This is a genomic window from Asanoa hainanensis, from assembly GCF_900188485.1.
In the GTDB taxonomy this organism is placed as follows: domain Bacteria; phylum Actinomycetota; class Actinomycetes; order Mycobacteriales; family Micromonosporaceae; genus Asanoa; species Asanoa hainanensis.
Genome location: NZ_FZPH01000003.1, coordinates 376,797 through 395,311 on the forward strand (window position 1 = coordinate 376,797; position 18,515 = coordinate 395,311).

The following is an 18,515-nucleotide window of genomic DNA, read 5'->3' on the forward strand; positions in this document are numbered from 1 at the left end:
CCTGTCGGGTACGAAGCCCGGGCAGGAGAGTGCGCGTACTCAGGTAGTCGTCAGGTGATGCTCAGGCGGCGCCGCGACGACCGGGCGGTTCTCCTCGATCCAGGCGTCGATCTTCGCCCACCAGTCGTACAACCATTCGATCCGCTGCTCGCGCCCGTGCGGCACCTCTTCCGGCGGGACCGACCAGAACCGCATGGTGATCTGCTTGTCCATCGGCAGCTCACGCCAGACGTCGCCGACGGTGAGCAGCCGGTCGAGGCCCGTGTGCGCCACGAAGATCACGCCGGCGTCGGGCGCCGCGTCCATCGCGGCGAGCAGCCCGCCGGGCCGCGGCGCGAGCACGTTGCGCATCTTCTCGGCCTTGGCCGCCATCCGGTGGAGCCCTTTGGAACGCAGCAGCTCGATCGCCCGGATCCGGCGGCGCGGCGTGAAGTTGCCGCCCTCCGGGAAGATCACGAACGCGTCGTTCTCGTCGAGCCCGACCGCGAGGTTGCCGACCAGCTTCTCCAGCCCGTCGGGGTCGCGCTGCGGTGCGATGAACCGGTTGGGCAGGCGGTTGAGCATCACGTCCACCGCCGGGTCCCACTGCAGGCTGTCCTTGAGGACGATCCGCGGCTCCCGGTCGAACCAGTTGACCAGCGCGTGCACCAGCACGAACGAGTCGCCGGGACCGGCGTGCCGGCAGACGACGAGCTCGGGCCGGCCGGGCTGCGCGGTGTCCGGGTCACTGCCGGCGATGTCGAGGCGCAGCTTGAGCGTCCACTGGGCCTGAGCGAAGAGGAAACGCAGGAACCAACCGGTGAGTACGTAGTGCGCGCGCTGGAAACCCGGCGAGCGCACCTTCCACCCGAAGCCGGACCCGACCCACAGCGCGAACATGGTGACCAGGGCGACCGCGTCCCAGACCACGTAGACGGTGCCGAGCCAGATCACCCGCAGCGGACGCAACCGGCCGGGCACGAGCGGCGACGCCGCGGAGGCCAGCAACAGCCAGGCCGGCAGCGTCGCGAGCAGCACCGTCGCGAACAGGATGACCAGCGGCGCCAGCACGATCCGGCGCAGCCAGCGGGGCGGGGGCGGCATCAGCCGTCGTCCCGCCCGGCCAGCGGATGCTCGGCCAGATAGCGGCGGGACGCCGTGTAGGCGCGGCTGATCCGCCGGCCGACCGCGGCCATGTCGCGGTAGGCCCAGGGCGTGTCGTCTCGGGGCTCGAGGCCCCCTGTCGGAAGCACGTGCACCTCTACATGGTCGGGCAACGCCGCCACCTCGCGGGCGAAACGGTGCCGACGGGCGATCTCGAATGCCACCTGCGCCACCTCCCACGGGCGTCGCGGAGGTGTCAGCGGGCGCTCGATGCGCCCGACCTGGAGCACGAAGATGTGCCGTGCCCCACTGCTGACCGCCTCGCCGATCGGGATCGAGTTCACAATGCCACCGTCGACGTAGTGCTCCTCGCCGATCCGGGCCGGCGGCAGCAGACCGGGCACGGACGCGCTGGCGAGCACCGCGTCGACCAGCGGGCCGCTGGAGAACCAGTGCTCGGCGGCGCGCTCGATGCTCGCCGCGCAGCACCGGAACGGCACCTTGAGCTCCTCGAACGTGGCGTTGTCGCCGAGCTCGCGCTCCAGCAGCCGGCGCAGCGGCCGGGGCGAGTGCAGGTGGGTACGCGCGGCGAAGCGCCGCAACTGCCGGGCCACGGAGTCGCCGTACACCTCGCTGGCCTCCGGACTCGCCCAGAGCCGCACCAGCCGGTCGGTGACCGCCTCCGTCGGGTCGGCGGCCACCAGCGCGCCGTTGACCGCGCCGATCGAGGTGCCGATCACGAGGTCGGGTTTGATGTCGGCGCGGAACAGCGCCCGCAGCATGCCGACCTCGACGGCACCCAGCACTCCGCCGCCACCCAGCACGAACGCCACCCGACCCCCACCCACGGGTCCATCCTGGCACGCGGGCGGCGACCCTTCTGGTTGACAAGCCACCGGGCATCGCCGAGATTGAATCCATTCCCCTCTTCCTCGCCGGTAGGTGTCGACCGTATGTCCACGCTCACCCCGGGTGCCCTCCTCGCCCGTCGCTATCGGCTGATCGACCGGGTCGGCGCGGGCGGCATGTCGGTGATCTGGCGGGCCCGCGACGAGGTGCTCGACCGGACCGTCGCGGTCAAGGTGCTCTCCTCCGCCCTCGCGGCGGACGCCCGGTTCCGCGACCTGGTCCGCGACGAGGCCCGCGCCGCCGCGCAACTGGTGCATCCGCACGTCGCGACCGTGCACGACTATGCCGAGACCGTCGCACCGGACGGCACGGTTACCGCGTTCGTGGTGTTCGAGCTGCTCACCGGCGAGGAGCTGGAGGCCCGGCTCACCGAGGGACCGTTGCCCTGGCCGGACGCGGTGCGGGTGTGCGCCGAGGTGGCCGAGGCGCTCGCCGCCGCGCACCGGCTCGGGATCGTCCATCGTGACGTGACGCCGGCCAACGTGATGCTGACCCCGACCGGCGCGAAGGTGCTCGACTTCGGGATCGCCACCCGGGTCGGCGCGCCCGACGACGACGCCGAGGGCGAGACCTTCGGCACGCCCGCGTACGTCGCACCCGAACGCCTGGACGGCACACCGGCGCAGCCCGCGACCGACAGCTACGCGCTCGGCGTGCTGCTCCACGAGACGCTGACCGGGCACGTGCCGGTGCCCGCCGACACCTGGGAGGACCTGACCCGGGCCTGGTCCGCCGGGCACTCCCCGGCGCCACCCGAGGTGGCCGGGCTGCCACCCGCGGTGGCCGAGCTGTGCGTGCGGTGCCTGGCCCGCGACCCGCTGTCCCGGCCGACGGCGCACGCCGCGGCGGCAGAGCTCCGGGCGGCGATCGCCGCACCACCGCCGCCGCCGTTGCCGCCGTTGCCGCCATTGCCGCCGCCGGCGCCGACCCCGGCTCCGCCGCCGGTCGAGGCACCACCGCGCCAGAGCCGGCTGCTGGTCGCGGCCGCGATCGCCGCCGTGCTGCTGCTCGCGACCGCCGTCCTGGTGCCGGTGCTGCACGAGGACGGGCCGCCACCGGGCGGCAGTGTCACGGCCCAACCGACCGCCCCGCCACCGCCCGCGACCGGGCCGGCATCCACGCCGGCCGGGCCGGTCTCGATCGGTGAGGCGCTGAGCCGGGTCGACGGGCTGATCACCGAGGGCCAGGCGGTCGGCGGCATCCGCCACGACGCCGCGACCGACCTGCGCAACCTGTTGCGCGAGCTGAACGCGGCCGAGACCCGCACCGACCGGGTCAACCAGCTCCGCGCGAAGGTCGCCGTGCGGGCCGGCGAGGGCGCGATCAGCCGGCCGTACGCCGAGCGCCTAGACCTTGCGCTGGCGGGCTTCCCCGGCGCCTAACCGAATGCGCGCACCCGCCCGGTCGAACAGCAGCAGCCGGTCGAGGTCGATCGCGATCCGGAGGGTCTCGGCGCGGCGCGGCACACCGGCGGCGGGCACCCGGAGCACCACCTCGCCCACCGGCGGCGGCTCCCCGGGCAGCTCCGGGTCGTACGCCGGGTAGAAGCCGTATTCCGTGCGCGCCGCCACCGGCCGGGGCGCCTCTCGCATCAGGGCGGTGGCCTGCGGGCCGGGCAGCTCCAGCCGGGACCGCTCGGTCGAGGTCGGCAGCGCACCGGTGTCGACGTGCACCAGCGCCTCGTGCCCGAGGTGCTCGACCTGGCGGACGGTGCCGGACAGCACCGGGCCGGTGTGCCCCGCGGGTGCCGGTGTGAGCGCGTCGGCGCGCAGCGCGACCGTGACGCGGTCGGTGTGCCGGGCCCGCACTGGGTGGCCCGCCGGCAGCTCGACCACCTGCGAGCCGAGGTCGATCACCACCCGGTCGCCGTCGGCGTAGACCGCGCCTTCGAGCAGGCTGGTGCGGGGTGTGCCGAGGAACGCGGCGACGAACAGCGTCGCGGGGTCGTTGTAGACCTCCTCCGGCGGCCCGACCTGTTGCAGCACCCCGCGCCGCAGCACCGCCACCCGGTCGGCCATGGTCATCGCCTCGGCCTGGTCGTGCGTGACGTAGAGCGTGGTCACCCCGAGCCGGCGGGCCAGCGCGGCCACGTCCGAGCGCAGCTCGGCGCGCAACCCGGCGTCCAGGTTGGACAGTGGCTCGTCGAGGAGGAAACCCCGCGGCCGGCGTACGATCGCCCGGGCCATCGCCACCCGCTGGCGCTCACCACCGGAGAGCGCGCCGGGCAGCTTGCGCAGCAGCGCGGTGATGGCGAGCTGGTCGGCGACCTCGTTGACCCGGGCCGCGACGTCGGTCGCCGACTCGTGCCGGACCCGCAGGGGGAAGCCGATGTTCTGGGCGACGGTCAGGTGCGGATAGAGCGCGTAGTCCTGGAAGACCATCGCCAGCCGCCGCTCCCGCGACGGCAGGTGGTCGACCACCTGCCCGTCGATCAGCACCCGCCCGGAGGTGGGCGTCTCCAGCCCGGCGACCAGCCGGAGGATCGTCGACTTGCCGCAGCCGGTCGGCCCGAGCAGCACCAGGAACTCGCCGGGCGCGGCGAGCAGGCTGACCTGGTCGACCGCGACCGTGCCGTCCTCGAAGACCTTGGTCAACTGATCCGTGGCGATGGCCACCACCGCGAACACCTCCTGTCCGCAATGGTGGTCTTCGATGACCTGTAACACCAGAGCAATCTCGGTCGCGTATGCCGTATGGCTAGCACTACCTGAGGTCTAGCGGCAGGCGTAGGGCGTACGCGGTGCGTCCGTCGTTAGCGTGCTTGGCATGACCGCGTTGCGTGCGCTAGCCAAACCGACCTTCCTGCGGACCGCCTGGCCCTGGCGTTCGCTCGGCTACCTGATCAGCACGGCCCCGATCGGGTTCGTGGCGATGCTGGTGTTCGGCACCGTCGCGCTGCCCTGGGTGGTTGCCGCGGACCGGCTGATCCGCGGCGAGACCAACCTGTCCGGTCCGCAGCTCGTCCTGCTGGTCTGCGTCGGCACCGTGCTGCTGGGCACGGTCGCGCCGGCCAGCGCCGTCGTCCTGGCCGCCGTCGAACGGTTCCGGCTCCGCCTGGTCGACGACCGACCGCTGCCCGGCCTGCCGCCACCGACGTCCGGGCAGTGGTTCCGCTGGCTGGCCGACCGCTACGTCGACGGCGCCACCTGGCGGGCCGTGGTCTACGGCTTCGCGCTGAGCTCGGTGGTGCCGCTGGTCTACTTCGTCGCGGGCATCGCCTTGCTGATGGTCCTCGCCCTGATCTCCAGCCCGTTCGTGGTCAGCGCCGGCGAGCCGGTCACGCTGGGCACGGCCGCGGTCGACACGCCTTCGGAGGCGCTGCCGTACGCGCTGCTCGGGCTGGTCCTGCTGCCCGCCGTCCCGTACCTGTTCGCGGTGGTGGCGGGAGCGCACGGCGCGCTGGCGCGGGTGCTGCTGGGCGGAGCCGACGAACAGGCCCGCCGGCGGCTGGCCGAGGTGGTCAGCTCCCGCGCCCGGCTGGTCGACGGCTTCAGCGCGGAGCGCCGCCGGATCGAACGCGACCTGCACGACGGCGCCCAGCAGCGGCTGGTCAGCCTGACCCTGCAACTCGGGGTGGCCCAGCTCGACCTGCCGCCGGACAGCCCGGCCGCCCGCAGCGTCGGCGTCGCGCACGACCAGGCCAAGCAGCTCATGGCCGAGCTGCGCGAGCTGATCCGCGGCGTCCACCCACAGGTGCTCACCGACAGCGGCCTGGACGCGGCGGTACGCGAGCTCGCCGATCGCTCGACGGTCCCGGTGACCGTGGCGGTCGACCTGCCGGAACGGCCGCCGGAGCACGTCGAGTCGACCGCGTACTTCGTCGTCGCCGAAGCCCTCGCCAACGTGGCCAAGCACAGCGGGGCCACGCAGGTCCAGGTCTCCGCGGTGCGGGCCGGCCGGACGCTGGTCGTCGAGGTCGGCGACAACGGCCACGGCGGTGCCGCACCGGGCGAGGGCAGCGGGCTGACCGGGCTCGCCGACCGGGTGGCCGCGGTCGGCGGCACGACCCGGCTGTCCAGCCCGGCCGGCGGACCGACGCTACTGCGGGCGGAACTGCCGTGGCGGTGATCCGGACCGTGCTGGCCGAGGACGGCACGCTGCTGCGCGAAGGGCTGACCGGCATCCTCGACCGCTTCGGGTTCACCGTCACCGCCGTCGGTGACGCGGCCGCCCTGGTCGCCGCCGTCGACGCGGACGTGCCGGACCTGGTGGTCACCGACATCCGGATGCCGCCGGGCTTCACCGACGAGGGCCTGCGGGCCGCGGTCGAGCTGCGCCGTCGCCATCCCGGGCTGCCGATGGTCGCGCTCAGCCAGTACGTGCAGGAGAGCTACGCCGCCGACCTGCTCGACTCGGGTGCCGGCCGGGGCGTCGGCTACCTGCTCAAGGACCGGGTCGTCGACATCGCCGAGTTCATCGCCGCGCTGCGCCAGGTCGCCGCCGGCGGCACGGTGGTCGACCCGCAGGTCGTCTCCCAACTCGTACGCCGCCGGCGCGACCCGCTGGCCCAACTGTCCAACCGGGAGCGGGAGGTGCTCCAGCACGTCGCCGAGGGACACTCCAACGCGGCCATCGCCCGGCTGCTGGTGGTCTCCGAGGCGGCGGTGGGCAAGCACGTCGGCAACATCCTGGCCAAGCTCGACCTGCCGCCCGACGACGACCGCAACCGGCGCGTGGTCGCGGTGCTGACCTATCTGCGCGCGGGTCAGTGATGGACGGTGCGGTCCATCCAGCCGTCGCCGTTGTCGTCGTACATCGTCTTCTCGAAGACGCCGTCGCCGTCCTTGTCGTAGTCGGCCGAGTTGACCAGACCGTCGCCGTCGGTGTCGTGGCCCACGAAGTCGACCCGGCCGTCGCGGTCGTTGTCGACCATGATGTCGACGCCGCCACCGCTGCGGCCCAGCAGGACGTGCTTGTCCCAGTCGCCGTCACCGTCGACGTCGACCCGGGTGTGGTAGCCCTCCGGCACCACGGAGCTCGGCGTCTCCGGCACGGGCGCCGGGCCGAGGCCGGTGGTGGCGACGGTGGCGTCCGGTGCCGGACCCATCGCGTCGGCGCCCGCCGGTGCGGTCGCCTGGAGCCCCTCACCGATCTCGTCGCCGAAGCCCGAGAGCCCACCCATGCCGCCGTGGGTGCCTTCGGCCTGCGCGTACGGGCCGAAGCTCGCCCCGTCGTAGCCCGCCGGACCCAGGCCGGCGCTGCCGGCGGGCGTGCCGAGGCCGCTCGTCGCCGCGTGCCCGAGCCCGGACGTGCCGCCGAGCGAGACGCCGTCGGCCAGCAGGCCGCCCAGCGAGCCGAGCAGGCCGAACGTGCTCGACTGGTTGGCCCGGGTCTCCACCGCGTGCTCGGTCGGCGACTCGCCACCGACCTGGGTGTGCAGCAGCGCGATCTCGTCGTCGCTCAGCGAGTAGCTGGCCAACGCCAGGCCCGGGTCGGACGCCAGCGCGCTGGCGAAAGCCGGGTCGACCACCAAACGCTCCAGCACCTCGTCGAAGTCACTCATCGCTGGCCCCTCCCCATCGACGGCGCTCCTACGGTAGCGCCGTCAGTCGAGCTCCGGCATCGGCACCGGTTGGGGACGCGGCCGGCACGTGCCACATTGCACGGCGTCCTCGACGACCAGCCCCTCGGCGCGGTTGCGGGTCTCCGACCGGTGCACCTCCAGCAGGAACGGGCCGAACCGGGCGTGGTCCTCGCACACCCCACGCCCACAGAACCGGCACGACCCCCGCGCCGACTTAGGACAAAACCAACAGAGCACGAACTCTCCTTATGAGGGCGTTGGAGGATTGCACGGCGCCACGGCAATGTTGCTGCCGTCGATCGAGGACGACTCACCTTCGGTGTCGGTGGCGGTCACCGTGATCGACAACGTGCCGCCTTCGTTCGGCTTGCCCGGATAGGGCACAGGACCGATCTGGCCGTAGAAGTTGCCGTCCCAGGACATCGAATTGCTCCCGGAGTCGAAGCCCGACCAAGAGACGGTGACCTTGATGCTCTGATCCGAGTCCTTGTCGTCGGTTACCGACACCACGGGGAAGGCCGCCGTGCCGTTCCTGCCACACGACGATTCACCACCGATCTGCTGGTCGATCGTGCCGCCCGGGTCGGTCACCCAGGTGATCGTCGGCGGCTTGTTGGTGTCGACCGGCGGCTGCGTCGTGGTCGGCGGTCTGGTCGTCGGCTGGGTAACCGGAGGCACGGGGTCGTCGCCCGGCTGGGCCGGCGGCGGGTTGTTGTTGTCGTCGTCATCGTCGTCGTCCGTGCCGGCCGGCGGGGTCGGCGTCACGCTCGGCGTGGCCGTCGGCGACGGCAGGTCGGTCGGTGACGGCTCTTCGCTGGGCGACGGCTCGTCGGTCGGACCGGCCGGGCGTGGCACCTCGCGACCGTCACCGCAGTCGAGCGCCGCGTCCGTAGCCGACTGAAGCTCCCCGTCGACCCGCACGGACCCCTTGGAGACGACGGTGCCGGCGGCGCTGACCCGGTACCAGGCGGCGCCGTCGTTGGTCAGCCGCGAGCCCGCCGCGTCCAGCGACAGGTCCAGCGGCCGGAACGTGCCGCGCGTGCTCGCCGTGTCGACCAGCACCCGGCCGTCGGCCAACCGCAGCGAGCCGTGCGGCACGGTGCGCCGGTCACCCGAGCTCCACAGCTCACCGACCGCGACCCCGCTGCCCGCGCAGAGCACGGTCACGGACCCGCCGCGGAAGGTCAGGGTCGCCGAGGACCGGTCGCGCAGCTTCACCTGGTCGCCTTCGGTCACGTACACCTTGGCGCCCGAAGAGAGTTTGAGCCGCTTGCCGTTGACCTGGACGTCGGCGGTGCCCCGGGTGGTCGACAGCAACGCCCGGTCGGCCGGCATCTCGGCCCACGCGGGCCCGGGCAGGAAGTTGGTGCCGGTCAGGAACAGCGCGAGCAGCAGGAGGAGCGCGGTCAGCCACCACAGCCGGCGCTCGAAGCGACCGTCGACCGTCTCGTCGATCACCGGTGGCGGCCCGGGCGGGGCGGCCAGCGGCGGGTAGCCACCCGACGGGTGCACGCCGACCTGCGGACCGGCGCCGGCGACCGAGGCGACCACGGAGGGATCGGCGCCGAGCAGCAGCGGCACACCCGGGAGGGCCGGCACCGACCAGAGCCGGGTGGGCGTGCGCGCGGTCGCCACTACCCCGCCCGGCCCGTCGCCGATCGGGCCGATCAGGGTGCCCCGGCGCAGGTCGGTGCCGTCGGGCAGGACGACCGTGCCGGACTCGACGACCACCGCGTCGGTGGCGCCGTCGAGCGAGACCGGGTCGCCGGGCGCGAGCAGGATCGGCCGGGCGGCGGAGACCAGGCCCATCCGGTCCTCGGCGCTGAGCGACTGCAGCGCGGGTGCCTCGGCGAACAGCCGGTCGGCCTGGTCCCACTCGGCGGGCGGCGGCCCGGGCACCGGGCCGATCGCGCGGGAAACCGCGGACGGCGGGATGGACAGCAGCGTGGTGCCGGCGGTGTGCCAGGCCAGCGCGGCGGGCGCCCCGCTGAGCGCACTGGCCAGCCCGACCACGCCGCCGGCGCCGAGCCGTTGCCGGACCAGGCCGGAGGGGTCGTCGGGGCGGCGGGCCTCCACGGCGCCGTCGACCACGACGTAGACGGCCCGCTGTGCGGAGCCGGCGAAGACGAGCTGCTGACCGGTGCGCGGGCGCACCCAGGTCGCGGCGGCGGCCAGGTCGGCGAGCGCACCGCCGGAGAGCCGGCCGAGCGCGGACGCCCGCAGCGCGTCGAGCCTGCGCGGTGCGTCGAGGTCGCGGCTGCGTTGTTCGAGCCGGCGGCGCAGGGCGCTGACCCGGCGGGAGATCCAGCCGGCGGCGAGATAGACCAGCGGCGCCGCCAGGCCGCAGATCACCGCGGCGAGCAGAATCCGGGCGGGCCAGCCGGAGCGCCACAACCCGATGGTCAACCCGGCGACGCGGTCGGTCCAGATGCGCCAGAAGAGGTTGACGGCGATGGCCACCCAGAGCACGGCGACCGTGCCGTAGAGCGCGACCAGCCGGCCCTCGCGGTCGAGCTCCGACCAGCGCGGCGGGCGGCGGCGGAGCCGGCTGACCACGAAGGTCAGGCCCCGGGCGCGCAGGTTGGGGATCTCCAGCCAGTCCATCAGCAGGTAGTAGCCGTCGAGCGCCAGGAACGGGTTGAGGTTGAACAGGGCGTTGAGGTACCAGGCGAAGGCCAGCTTGAAGGTCCACGGAGCGGCTTCGGGCACGAAGACACCGACGAGCCCCGCGATGCCGGCCAGCACCAGCCCGGCGGCCGGTCCGGCGGCGGTGGTGGTCATCCGCGCCCGGCGGCCGGCCATCCACACGTCGGTGGTGTCGACGAAGACGGACGGGATGCCGAAGTAGACGAGGAAGCCCGCGGCCGGCACCCGCCGGCCGGCGTGCTTGGTGGCCAGCGCGTGGCCGAGCTCGTGGCAGGCCAGGGCGAGCACGTTGAGCCCGAGCAGCACGGCCGCGCCGACCGCGTACGAGCCGCCGGTCAGGAAGACCGACTCCTCGCCGTGCCACCACGTCCAGCCGAACGCGAGCAGGCCGGCCAGCGCGATGACGCCGAGCAGCGCGGCGACGGCCTTGTGGAAGAGGAACCGGCCGCCGGCGCGATAGAGGAAGCCGACCAGCGGGTCGATGTCGGCGATCACGGTGCGCCGGCCCTGCGCGAAGGCCAGCAGCGAGCGGCCCAGCCGGATCGGCCAGGGGCGGCGGTGCACGCGGGCCAGCGGGCGGAACGCGTCGACGGGCAGCTCGGCCAGCATGCGGTTGGCGGCGAGGTCCGCGACCACCCGGGTGACCTGGTCCGGGGCGAGGCGGCCACCGATCCGGGCGAACTCGGCGACGAGGCGGGCGACCGTACGCGTGCCGTCCATCAGGGTCGCGAGCTGCCACTCCTCGGGCGTGAGCCGCAGGTAGCAGGCGGCGCCCCGGTCGTCGGGCGAGCGGAGCATCACGTACGGGACGTCGCGCACCGACACGAGGTCGACCTGCTCGATCCCGGCGCGCAGCACGGGCTTGGCGCGGGCCGGATTGAGCCGTTCGACGACGGCCGCCCACATGCCGGGGTCGTGCGGACCTATCGGCTGCCCCGGCGCCCGCCCGGCCAGCGCCTCCCACACACTCACCCGGGTCTCGACGACCGTCACGGTGCCCACCCTCCGTCACCCCACCGGGGATGGAGAGTAGGCCGCTCATAGATCGGAATCGACCTCGCGTCCGCAACCCGACAGCGCCGCACAGCTATCGTCGGCCGGCCGTCACCAGGCGCTCACGGTCTGCTGAAGACAGGCGGAGGCGGGTGACACAACCAACCCCCGAGGGCCGTGTCACCCGCCACCTTTGGGAGGAGGACCGTCACCGCGGGTCACGCGGCCTTCGGGTCCCAGGTGTGCGCGTATCTAGCTCTTATGACGCTTCGGTGAGCGTCACGGTTGCGGTGTTCGACGAACCGTTTCGGGTGTAGGTCAGCTGCACCTGGTCACCGACCTTGTGCGACTGCACCGCGGCCACGAGCTCGTCCGAGGTGTTGATCGCCTCGCCACCGAAGTTGGTCACGATGTCGCCCTGCTGGAGCCCGGCCTTGGCGGCCGCGCTGTTCTCGCTGACGGCGCTGATCAGCGCGCCGGTGCCCTGCTCGGTCTCGGTGACCGAGACGCCGAGCGCGGCGTGCGAGACCTTCTCACCGTTGCGCAGCGCGTTGGCGACCTGCTCGGCCTTGGCGCTCGGGATCGCGAAGCCCACGCCGATGCTGCCGTTGCCCTGGCCCGAGGTGGCGATCGCGGTGTTGATGCCGATCACCTCGCCGTTGGTGTTGACCAGCGCGCCGCCCGAGTTGCCGGGGTTGATCGGCGCGTCGGTCTGCAGCAGGCCGGACAGCGACGTCGCGGTCGGCTGCTGGTTGGCGCCACCACCGAACGGGCTCTGCTGCTGGTCCTGCTCGGACTGGGTCCGGATGGTGCGGTCCTTGGCGCTGATGATGCCGGCGGTGACCGAGCCCTGCAGGCCCAGCGGGCTGCCCAGGGCCAGCACGGTGTCGCCGACCTGCACGCCCGCGCTGTCGCCGAACTTGGCCGGGCTCAGCCCCGACACGTTGTCGGCCTTGACGACCGCGAGGTCGCTCTTCGGGTCGGTGCCGACGACCTTGGCCGTGGCGCGCTTGCCGTTGTCGAAGACCACCGTGACCGAGCCGCCGCTGGCGCTGGCCACGACGTGGTTGTTGCTCAGCACGTAGCCGTCTTCGGTGAGCACCACGCCGGAGCCCTCGCCGCTGCCGGTGGTGATCGAGACGATGCTCGGCTCCACCTTCTGCGCGATCTCGGCGAGCGACGACCGGTTGACCACGGGCGCGGCGGCCGCACGGGCCCGCGCGTTGTCGGCGTCGTTGCCGTTGAGGGCGGCGCCGATCACGCCGCCGACCAGGCCGGCGCCGAGCAGCAGCACGAGCGCCACCGCCGCCGCGGCGATCCACCGGCCGACCTTGTTGGGCCGGCGCGGGCCGGGCGCGTGCTGCGGCCAGGGCTGACCGGGCGGCGGGCCGCCGGGGCCACCGGGGCCAACCCACGGGATCGGGGTGCCGTGCGGCTGGTGTGCCTGGTGGCCGGCCTGGGTGGGGTCGGCCGGAGCGCCGGGGTAACCGGCCTGGCCGTAGCCGCCGGTCGCCGGGTAGCTGTACTGCGGGTAGCCCGAACCGGCCTGCGGGTAGCCGGGCTGCGGGTAGTGCGCGGCGGGCTGCTGCCACGGGCTGCGGGCCGGCTCCACGGTGCCGCTGACCGGCTGGGGGTGGGCGGGGGTGCTCGGCTCGGCGTCGGCTGGACGCGCGTACTGGTCCGGGTCCGCCGGGGGCGAGTACTGCCCGGCCTCCGCGGGACGGGCGTACTGCTCGGTCGGCTGCTCGGCGCCGAACGGACGCGGCTCCGGCGTGGACGCGGACTCCGGTTCGGTGCCCCGCTCGCGATCGTGCCGGGGGTCGCTTTCGTGCTCGGTCATGACATTTACCTTTCCCCACCGCTCTGCGACGGGCCTGGGGCCGGGCTGAGCGTTGTCTGAGAGTGCCCGTTGGCGGCCGGGTCGGGGCCTGGGCCGTCCGCGTCGTCGTGGTCGTCCTCGCCGGTGGCCAGCGGCAACCGGACCCGGAACGTCGAGCCCTTGCCGGGCACGCTGTCGACCTCCACGCTGCCGCCATGCGCGCGGACCAGGGCGGCGACGATCGCCAGGCCCAGACCCGTGCTGTTGGCCTCGCGGTCGCGGCGGCGGGCGGCGTCGGCCCGGTAGAACCGCTCGAAGACGCGCTCGGCCTGCTCCGGTGGCAGACCCTGGCCGGTGTCGACCACCTCGACGATCGCCGAGCCGCCGTCGGAGCGCAGCCGCACAGTGATCTTGGCCGGCTGCGGCGTGTGGATGATCGCGTTGGTCAGCAGGTTGCCGAGCACCTGGCGCAGCCGGGCGTCGTCGGCCTGGACCACCAGCAGCCCGGCCCGCGGCGCGACCTCGATCGAGATGTCGCGGTCGGGCGCCATCGCCTGCGCGGCCTGCACCGCCTCGCTGGCCAGCACGCGCAGCTCGACCGGCGACAGCGAGAGCGGTCGTTCCCGGTCGAGGCGGGCGAGCAGCAACAGGTCCTCCACGAGAAGACCCATCCTGGCGGCCTCGTCCTCGATGCGGCGGACCAGCCGTGCGGTGTCCTCCAGCGAACCCGCGGCCGCACCCTGCCGGTAGAGCTCGGCGAAGCCGCGGATCGTGGTCAACGGCGTACGCAACTCGTGTGAGGCGTCCGCGACGAACTGCCGCATCCGTTCCTCGGACCGCAGGGCCCGCGCCTCCGACGCCTGTGCGGCGAACGCCGCGTCACGGGCGGCGGCCTCGGAGTCGGCCCGGGCCGCGAACGCGGTCTCGATCTGGGTCAGCATCGAGTTGAGGGCCCGGGACAGCCGGCCGAGCTCGGTCTTGGGTTCCTCGACGCCGGGTTCCGGGTCGGGAACCCGCTGGCTCAGGTCGCCGGCCGCGATCGCCACCGTGGTGCGCTCGATCTGCCGCAGTGGTTTGAGGTTGCTGCGGACTATCGCGGCGCCGACGGTCGCGAGCACGATCAGCACCGTGCCCCCGGCCAGGCCGTCGATCCAGAGCAACTGTTTGACGGTGTGGTCGACGTCGGAGAGGTTGAACCCGACCGCGACGATCGCGCTGCTGTCCTGCGGCTGCACCATCAGGACGCGCCATCGGGCCTGGCTGCCGATCGCCTTGACCGTGAACGGGTCGTTGTGGTGCTGGCGCAGCGACTGCTGCAGCCCCTGGTAGTTCTGCGGCAGGTCCGGCCCGTCCGGGGTGAACAGCTGGCTGGGCTTGCTGCTCAGGTCGTTGAGGGTCGGCTGCGCCGGGGTGGAGGCCACGGCGAACGCATTGTCGCCGACCGCGAACTGGATGTTGTCGCGGAGCAGCGCCTGCACGTTGTTGTTGAGGCTGCGCAGGTTGCCGTCGACCTGGTCGAGCAGGTAGTTGCGCAGGAAGAAGGTGCTGGCCGCACCGATCACCAACAGGGCGGCCGTGACCAGCGCCAGCACGGCGGCGACGAGTTTGACGCGCAGCGGGGTGCCACGCAGGGGAGCCAGCATCGGCGCCCCGGTCAGGCCGTCGGTTTGCGCAGGACGTATCCGACGCCACGCAGGGTGTGGATCAGCCGCGGCTGGCCGTTGTCGATCTTGCGACGCAGGTAGGAGATGTAGCTCTCCACGATGTTGTCGTCGCCGCGGAAGTCGTAGTTCCAGACGTGATCGAGGATCTGCGCCTTGGAGAGCACCCGGTTGGCGTTGAGCATCAGATAGCGGAGCAGTTTGAACTCGGTGGGGGAAAGCTGGACCCGCGCGCCGGCGCGGTAGACCTCGTGGGTCTCCTCGTCGAGCTCGAGGTCGGCGAACGTGAGCCGGGAGGTGCTCTGGTCACCGGAGGTGGTGCGGCGCAGCACCGCCCGGATGCGGGCGGTCAGCTCCTCGAGGCTGAACGGCTTGGTGACGTAGTCGTCGCCGCCCAGGGTCAGGCCGCGGATCTTGTCGTCGGTGGCGTCGCGGGCGGTCAGGAACACCACGGGGGTACGGGTGCCGCCTTCGCGCATCAGCCTTATCACCTCGAAGCCGTCGAGGTCCGGGAGCATCACGTCGAGGACGACCAGGTCGGGCCGGCGATCCTTGGCGGCGCTGACGGCGGAGCTGCCGCTCGTCGCGGTGCTCACCTCGAAGCCGGCGAACTTCAAGCTGGCGGAGAGCAGCTCGAGGATGTTCGGGTCGTCTTCGACGACAAGCAGTCTCGCCTCGGTCTGTGGAGCGGCCATGACACCCATCATTAACCCGTACGCTGTGTCGCCGCTGGATTGAACCTGAAAGTCCGCTGTGCGCGCTGAGCGGTTTCTACCGTTGCATCCGGCGCAGTCCGTCGAGTACTCCGTCGAGCAGTCTGGACGCCGTGCGCAGCTGGTCGTCGCTGAACCGCCCACGGCGGACCAGCGCACGCACCTCGTCCGAGAACGCCACCAACCGCCGGTCGAAGTCGGCCTGCGGGTCGGTGCCCGGCGGGGACGGGCGCCCCCCGAGCTGGACGTCGACCACCCACGAGGTGCCCCGCCGGGTCTGCCGGGCCGCCTCGCGCAGCTCGCGCTTGAGGTCGCGGGCCGAGCCGTGCACCTCGGCCTGGATCTCCGCGGCCAGGTCGGCGACGGACGCGTTGATGTCCTTCTCCAGCGTCTCCAGCTCGCCGGCCCGTTGGCGCAGCTCCGAGCGGCCGTCGTCGGTGATCGAGTACGTCTTGCGCCCGCCCGCCGCGGTGTGGGTGACCAGGCCCTCGCTCTCCATCCGGGCCAACCGCGGATAGATGGTGCCGGCGCTGGGCGCGTACGTGCCGTGGAACCGGTCGGCCAGCAGCCGGATCAGCTCGTAGCCGTGCTTCGGGCCGTCGTCGAGCAGCTTGAGCAGGTAGAGACGCAACCGCCCATGGCTGAACACGGCCGTCATTCCGGCGTCTCCCCTCCGTCGTCGACCGGGCGCGCCAGCAACGCGATGCTGCCGGAAACGGTCGTGGCCCAGAGTTTGCCGGTTCCGCCGCCGAGATGGCCGCGCCGATGCTGCGACGAGCCGTGTCGTTCGACGGCCAACCGCGGGAACGCGCTGGTGATCTGGCCGGACTGGGTGTGCAGGTCGACGGCCAGGTCGGCGTCTTCGCGGACCCGGACGGTGACGCTGCCGGAGGTGGCGTGCAGCCGGAGCTCGCGGTGGTGCGGGTTGTCGAGATCACAGGTGACCGAGCCGGAGACCGTCGACATCTCGACCCGGTCCGCCGCACTGTCGGCGAGCACGAGCTCACCGGAGACCGTCTTGAGTGTCAGGTCACCGTCGACGCCCAGGGCCTCGACCGGGCCCGAGACGAGCTTGGCGCGGGTCCGGCCACCCAAACCCATCAGCGTGACCCGGCCCGAGGTGACGTCGACGTCGGTGTCGGTGCGCAAGCCGGCGACGACCACGGCGCCGTCGACCAACCGCACGTAGGCGCCGGTGGCGCGGGGCACGCTGATCGAGACCTCGACCCGGAAGCGGCGGCGGAGCTGCCCGATCCACCACAACACGCCGGGAAAGCGGGGCATCTTGTGGTGCCGGATCACGAGGGTACGGTCGACCACCTCGACGATCACCGGGGTGCGGCCGGCCCGGGTGATGTCGACCCGCGCCGGACCGTCGTCGGCGCCGACCAGGTTGACCCGGCCGGAGACCAGGTTGACGTCGACCCGGTCGACGGACGCGTCGATGTCGAGCCGCCGCGGCTCTTCCACGGTCCAGGCATTGGACACGGGCTCACCTCCCGAAAGCCGCTTGAGCATATCGCGATGTATCGCGTCATGCCAGCGGCTCTGGAGGCGGGGTTTACGCGGCTAGCGCCACCGGGATCGGGAGCGGGGTCTCCTCGACGGGGACGACCGGGACGGGGACGAAGACCGGCGTGCCGACGGCGGCCTGGGCCACCCGGGCCAGTGCCCGGCGGGACGCCGCGGGCTCCGGGTGCAGGGCCGGCGCGACGGAGACCGACGCGACCGGGGCGCGCAGCGCGAGCACTCGGCGGACCGACGACCAGAGTGTCTCGTCGCCGATGAACGATGCGGCCGGGCCGCCGTACCGCAGGGTCACCGGAACGATCGGCACTCCGGCGTCGATGGCGGCCTGGAACATCGCCGGGCGGAACGGCCCGACCCCCTCGCCGCAACCGGTCGTGCCTTCCGGGAAGACCGTGACCACGGCACCCGCGCGCAGCGCCGCGGCCACGTCGGCGACCGTGTCCGGCAGCGTCTTCGGCCGGGCCCGGTCGATGAAGATCGTGCCGCCGGACGCCGCCAGCGCGCCGAACAGCGGCCACTGCCGGACCTCGACCTTGGCCAACATCCGGCCGGGCGCGACCGCGAGCAGCGCGACGATGTCCAGCCAGGACACATGGTTGGCGACCACCAGGGATCCGCCGCGGGGCAGGCGACCACGTAGCCGCAGCCGCACCCCGAGCGCCGCCAGCGTCGCCCGACCCCAGGCCTTGGCGGCCCGGTCCCGGCCCCGCTCGGTGAGCAGCGGAAGCACCGGCACCAGCAGGGCGCCGAAGACCAGCGCGCCCATCAGCCGGACGAACCGCAGCACCTGGATCGCCGCTGGCGCCTCGGCCGGCCCGTCGGTGTCGAGGCAGTCGGTGCCGCAGTCGTTCTGCGGCCGCCACAGGCTCACTGGTCGACTCCCAAGAAGTGCCGCAGGTAGCGGGGGTCGATCCGGTCGAGGGAGAGCAGCACGTAGAGGTCGGCGCAGTCGAAGTCCGGGTCGTACGCCGGCTCGCCGCAGACCCACGCACCCAGCCGCAGGTAGCCGCGCAGCAGCGGCGGCATGGCCGCGTTCGAGATCGCCTCGGCCGCCGGGACCTCCCACGGGTGCCGCGGGACGACGCGCATCCGGGGCGGGGAGATGTGCTTGGTGCGCACCCGCTCCCAGACGCCGGCGGCCTGGCCGCCACCGTCGTCGAGCGGGATGGAGGCGCAGCCGCCCAGCCACCGCTTGTTGTGCAGGTGGAGGTAGCGGGCGATGCCGGCCCACATCAGGTTGATCACCGCGCCGGAGCGGTGCTCCGGAGCGACGCACGAGCGACCCGTCTCCACGAGGGCGTCGCGCAGCGGGTCGAGAGCGGACAGGTCGAACTCGGTGTCGCCGTAGCGGCTGGTCGTCCGCCCGGGCAACAGCATCCGGTAGGTGCCGACGATCGCGCCGGACTTGTCGTCGCGGACGATCAGGTGGTCACAGGCCTCGTCGAACTCGTCGACGTCGTGGCCGGGGACCGTGGTGTGCAGGGTCGCGCCCAGCTCCTCGGCGAACACCTGGTAGCGCAGCCGTTGGGCGGCGGCCACCTGCTGCGCGTCGTCCGCGATCAGCAGGGTGTAGCCGCCGGTCCTGGTCAGGAGGTCCATGCGTTCTGTGTAAGTGTGCCGGCTACCACACGCGTGTC

The 18,515-nt window shown here is 73.0% G+C and carries 16 protein-coding genes; 3 read left to right on the plus strand and 13 right to left on the minus strand.

What is annotated here, in order from left to right:
• Positions 1 to 39: 39 nt before the first annotated feature.
• Together CHC05_RS09315 and CHC05_RS09320 are read right to left on the minus strand one after the other, a co-directional pair.
• Positions 40 to 1,083 (minus strand): 1-acyl-sn-glycerol-3-phosphate acyltransferase, encoded by a 1,044-nt coding sequence (locus CHC05_RS09315; RefSeq protein ID WP_089246814.1) that lies wholly within the window; start codon positions 1,081 to 1,083, stop codon positions 40 to 42.
• Positions 1,083 to 1,931: a patatin-like phospholipase family protein gene (locus tag CHC05_RS09320; RefSeq protein ID WP_089246816.1), complete on the minus strand. Its 849-nt coding sequence runs from the start codon at positions 1,929 to 1,931 to the stop codon at positions 1,083 to 1,085. Before CHC05_RS09320 ends, CHC05_RS09315 begins: the two co-directional genes overlap by 1 nt.
• Before the next feature lie 105 nt (positions 1,932 to 2,036).
• On the opposite strand from CHC05_RS09320, the gene CHC05_RS09325 reads away from it, so the two are divergent.
• Positions 2,037 to 3,374 (plus strand): serine/threonine-protein kinase, encoded by a 1,338-nt coding sequence (locus CHC05_RS09325; protein ID WP_089246818.1) that lies wholly within the window; start codon positions 2,037 to 2,039, stop codon positions 3,372 to 3,374.
• Here CHC05_RS09325 and CHC05_RS09330 read toward each other — a convergent pair.
• A complete protein-coding gene (locus tag CHC05_RS09330) occupies positions 3,339 to 4,658 on the minus strand; it encodes an ABC transporter ATP-binding protein (protein ID WP_425426721.1) in 1,320 nt (439 codons plus the stop codon). The genes CHC05_RS09325 and CHC05_RS09330 overlap by 36 nt on opposite strands.
• 100 nt (positions 4,659 to 4,758) lie before the next feature.
• On the opposite strand from CHC05_RS09330, the gene CHC05_RS09335 reads away from it, so the two are divergent.
• Together CHC05_RS09335 and CHC05_RS09340 are read left to right on the plus strand one after the other, a co-directional pair.
• Positions 4,759 to 6,060, plus strand: coding sequence for a sensor histidine kinase (locus CHC05_RS09335; protein WP_089246820.1), 1,302 nt, complete (start codon positions 4,759 to 4,761; stop codon positions 6,058 to 6,060).
• Positions 6,057 to 6,704 (plus strand): response regulator transcription factor, encoded by a 648-nt coding sequence (locus CHC05_RS09340; RefSeq protein WP_218824506.1) that lies wholly within the window; start codon positions 6,057 to 6,059, stop codon positions 6,702 to 6,704. The genes CHC05_RS09335 and CHC05_RS09340 overlap by 4 nt, the downstream gene beginning before the upstream one ends.
• Here the strand turns inward: CHC05_RS09340 and CHC05_RS09345 are convergent.
• The 10 genes from CHC05_RS09345 to CHC05_RS09390 all read right to left on the minus strand — a co-directional run bounded on the left by CHC05_RS09345 (position 6,698) and on the right by CHC05_RS09390 (position 18,477).
• Positions 6,698 to 7,495: a hypothetical protein gene (locus CHC05_RS09345; RefSeq protein WP_089246822.1), complete on the minus strand. Its 798-nt coding sequence runs from the start codon at positions 7,493 to 7,495 to the stop codon at positions 6,698 to 6,700. The genes CHC05_RS09340 and CHC05_RS09345 overlap by 7 nt on opposite strands.
• Positions 7,496 to 7,537: 42 nt before the next feature.
• Complete coding sequence (locus tag CHC05_RS09350; RefSeq protein ID WP_239083594.1) at positions 7,538 to 7,693, minus strand: hypothetical protein; 156 nt, start codon at positions 7,691 to 7,693, stop codon at positions 7,538 to 7,540.
• Between the two features lie 69 nt (positions 7,694 to 7,762).
• Positions 7,763 to 11,155, minus strand: a complete 3,393-nt coding sequence (locus CHC05_RS09355; RefSeq protein WP_144022531.1) for a cyclic nucleotide-binding protein — start codon at positions 11,153 to 11,155, stop codon at positions 7,763 to 7,765.
• 259 nt (positions 11,156 to 11,414) lie between these two features.
• The gene (locus tag CHC05_RS09360) at positions 11,415 to 12,995 is read right to left on the minus strand and encodes a S1C family serine protease (protein WP_089246828.1); all 1,581 of its coding nucleotides are present in this window, start codon (positions 12,993 to 12,995) and stop codon (positions 11,415 to 11,417) included.
• Between the two features lie 5 nt (positions 12,996 to 13,000).
• Positions 13,001 to 14,617: a sensor histidine kinase gene (locus CHC05_RS09365; protein ID WP_089246830.1), complete on the minus strand. Its 1,617-nt coding sequence runs from the start codon at positions 14,615 to 14,617 to the stop codon at positions 13,001 to 13,003.
• A gap of 11 nt (positions 14,618 to 14,628) precedes the next feature.
• A complete protein-coding gene (locus CHC05_RS09370) occupies positions 14,629 to 15,330 on the minus strand; it encodes a response regulator transcription factor (RefSeq protein ID WP_089247491.1) in 702 nt (233 codons plus the stop codon).
• A gap of 76 nt (positions 15,331 to 15,406) precedes the next feature.
• Complete coding sequence (locus tag CHC05_RS09375; RefSeq protein WP_089246832.1) at positions 15,407 to 16,006, minus strand: PadR family transcriptional regulator; 600 nt, start codon at positions 16,004 to 16,006, stop codon at positions 15,407 to 15,409.
• Entirely contained in the window at positions 16,003 to 16,836 is an 834-nt protein-coding gene (locus CHC05_RS09380; RefSeq protein WP_245870730.1) for a DUF4097 family beta strand repeat-containing protein, read from the minus strand. Before CHC05_RS09380 ends, CHC05_RS09375 begins: the two co-directional genes overlap by 4 nt.
• A 73-nt stretch (positions 16,837 to 16,909) precedes the next feature.
• A complete protein-coding gene (locus CHC05_RS09385) occupies positions 16,910 to 17,749 on the minus strand; it encodes a lysophospholipid acyltransferase family protein (protein WP_245870731.1) in 840 nt (279 codons plus the stop codon).
• Entirely contained in the window at positions 17,746 to 18,477 is a 732-nt protein-coding gene (locus CHC05_RS09390; protein ID WP_089246836.1) for a GNAT family N-acetyltransferase, read from the minus strand. Before CHC05_RS09390 ends, CHC05_RS09385 begins: the two co-directional genes overlap by 4 nt.
• Between the last annotated feature and the right edge of the window lie 38 nt (positions 18,478 to 18,515).

Excerpts from the sequence above, each read along its gene's own strand:
- CHC05_RS09315 (WP_089246814.1), bottom strand. The coding sequence starts at position 1,083 with ATGCCGCCCCCGCCCCGCTGGCTGCGCCGGATCGTGCTGGCGCCGCTG.
- CHC05_RS09325 (WP_089246818.1), top strand. The coding sequence starts at position 2,037 with ATGTCCACGCTCACCCCGGGTGCCCTCCTCGCCCGTCGCTATCGGCTG.
- CHC05_RS09335 (WP_089246820.1), top strand. The coding sequence starts at position 4,759 with ATGACCGCGTTGCGTGCGCTAGCCAAACCGACCTTCCTGCGGACCGCC.
- CHC05_RS09345 (WP_089246822.1), bottom strand. The coding sequence starts at position 7,495 with ATGAGTGACTTCGACGAGGTGCTGGAGCGTTTGGTGGTCGACCCGGCT.
- CHC05_RS09360 (WP_089246828.1), bottom strand. The coding sequence starts at position 12,995 with ATGACCGAGCACGAAAGCGACCCCCGGCACGATCGCGAGCGGGGCACC.
- CHC05_RS09365 (WP_089246830.1), bottom strand. The coding sequence starts at position 14,617 with ATGCTGGCTCCCCTGCGTGGCACCCCGCTGCGCGTCAAACTCGTCGCC.
- CHC05_RS09370 (WP_089247491.1), bottom strand. The coding sequence starts at position 15,330 with ATGGCCGCTCCACAGACCGAGGCGAGACTGCTTGTCGTCGAAGACGAC.
- CHC05_RS09375 (WP_089246832.1), bottom strand. The coding sequence starts at position 16,006 with ATGACGGCCGTGTTCAGCCATGGGCGGTTGCGTCTCTACCTGCTCAAG.
- CHC05_RS09390 (WP_089246836.1), bottom strand. The coding sequence starts at position 18,477 with ATGGACCTCCTGACCAGGACCGGCGGCTACACCCTGCTGATCGCGGAC.